The sequence below is a fragment of the uncultured Meiothermus sp. genome, from assembly GCF_937863175.1.
Lineage (GTDB): Bacteria > Deinococcota > Deinococci > Deinococcales > Thermaceae > Meiothermus.
Map to the genome: position 1 here is coordinate 1 of NZ_CALMCQ010000088.1, position 1,651 is coordinate 1,651.

3 protein-coding genes and 1 pseudogene are annotated in these 1,651 nt (G+C 61.7%); all 4 read left to right on the forward strand.

Annotated elements, in window-relative coordinates; all coding sequences use genetic code 11:
- Positions 1–389, forward strand: a 389-nt coding sequence (locus tag Q0288_RS03515; protein ID WP_366914722.1) for a metalloregulator ArsR/SmtB family transcription factor, incomplete at its 5' end; no start/stop codon positions are given.
- Positions 390–414: 25 nt separating this feature from the next.
- Positions 415–903, forward strand: a complete 489-nt coding sequence (locus tag Q0288_RS03520) for a DUF6428 family protein (protein ID WP_299427272.1) — start codon at positions 415–417, stop codon at positions 901–903.
- Positions 904–938: 35 nt separating this feature from the next.
- Positions 939–1,370 carry an arsenic resistance N-acetyltransferase ArsN2 gene (gene arsN2, locus Q0288_RS03525; protein WP_299427275.1) on the forward strand — a complete coding sequence of 144 codons (432 nt, stop codon included), beginning with the start codon at positions 939–941 and terminating at the stop codon, positions 1,368–1,370.
- Positions 1,371–1,424: 54 nt separating this feature from the next.
- Positions 1,425–1,651, forward strand: a pseudogene (locus tag Q0288_RS03530) (MFS transporter); the annotation flags it as partial.

Consider the following 1,651-nt stretch of genomic DNA (forward strand, 5'->3'; position numbering starts at 1 on the left):
CCATCGCATTGACAGATTTAGATGTATCAATGTATTTTGGAGGCATGACCCCCAGTGTGCTGCAATCTGACCCCAGCATCGTGGAGGAAAATGCCCTCGAGGCTGCCGCCCGGGTCTTTAAGGCCCTCTCCGACCCGGCCCGGCTCAGGATTCTGGCCCACCTGGCCCACAGCCCGGATGGTGCGTGCTGCGGCCCGGAACCTGGGGTGTGCGCCTGCGACCTGGAGGCCGTGACCGGGCTTTCCCAGCCCACCGTATCGCACCACATGAAGCATCTGACCTCGGCCCATCTGGTCAGGGGCGAAAAACGCGGCAAATGGATGTACTACCAGACCGACCCCAGGGGTTTCGCGCAGATTAGAGCTTTTTTGCCCGCCATCGGCGGGTAGGTTTACGTCCTGCAGGGAGGAGTGTATGCAAACACAGCAACTGCTAAAGACCCTGGCCCCACACCCGGGCAAGCTGCTGGTCTTCGAGTATGCCCATGGCCAGCAAGTCGCGCCCGGCTACCACGTCACCGAGATAATGAACGTCACCTATGAAAGCATGGACTGCGGTGAGCAGGCCAACTTCTGGCGCGAGACCGTGGTGCAGCTTATGGGGCCCGGCCCCCAGGACCGGCCGGAGTTCATGACGGTACAGAAGTTCCTCAGCATCTACCACCGGGTGGTGGCCTCGGTGCCGGTACGGCCAGACGCGGAAATCCGCTTCGAGTACGGCAGTGCGGAGCTTCCCGCCCTGCGCTACCGGGTGGGCCAGACTGCTCTCGAAGGCGACCATCTGGTGGTGCGCCTGACCCCCCCGGGCGTGACCTGCAAGGCCCATGACCGGGCCGTCGCAGCAGGCTGTTGTGCTCCGCTCGAGCCGGAGATGGCAGCCCCCGCGACTGCTCGTTGCTGTTAACTTGTGCCCAAGTCAAGGTGCATTATAAGGAAAGCATGATTACCTACCGCACCGCTACTTCTGGCGATCTACCCGGAGTGAGGGCGCTGTTGGATGCCGCCCATCTGCCGGTAGTGGGCCTCGAGGTGCACATTCAGAACTTCATGCTGGCCCTCGACGGCGAAAAGGTGGTAGGGTGTGCAGGCCTGGAAGTGCATCAGGACCGCGGTTTACTGCGTTCTGTTGCGGTAGAGCAGGGCTATCGTAACCACGGAATTGGGCTCAGGCTGACCGAGGGAGTGATCGAACTGGCCCAAAACAAAAACCTGACCTCACTTTCACTCCTTACCGAGACCGCCCCCGACTACTTTCCCCGCTTTGGCTTTGTGCAAGTCCAGCGCTCGGAACTGCCCGCCGCCCTGAATGATTCGGACGAGTTCAAAGGCGCCTGCCCCGACACCGCCACCGCTATGACCCTCAAACTATGAGCCAGGACTGCCCGATCAAAAACAATTTTCGATTTCCGATGCCCTAGCCAGCCCATGGCCCGCCCCCCTCGCTCTTCAGCTTCCTATCATGGCTGGCGCATCGCCTGGGCGCTGGCCCTCACCCAGACCATTGGCTACGGGGTGCTCTATTATGCTTTTGGAGTCTTTGTAAAGCCGATGGAGGCCGAGCTTGGCTGGAGCCGGGCCGAGACCTCGGCGGCTTTCTCGCTGGCCCTGCTGGTCTCGGGCCTGGCGGCCATTCCGGTGGGGCGCTGGTTTGA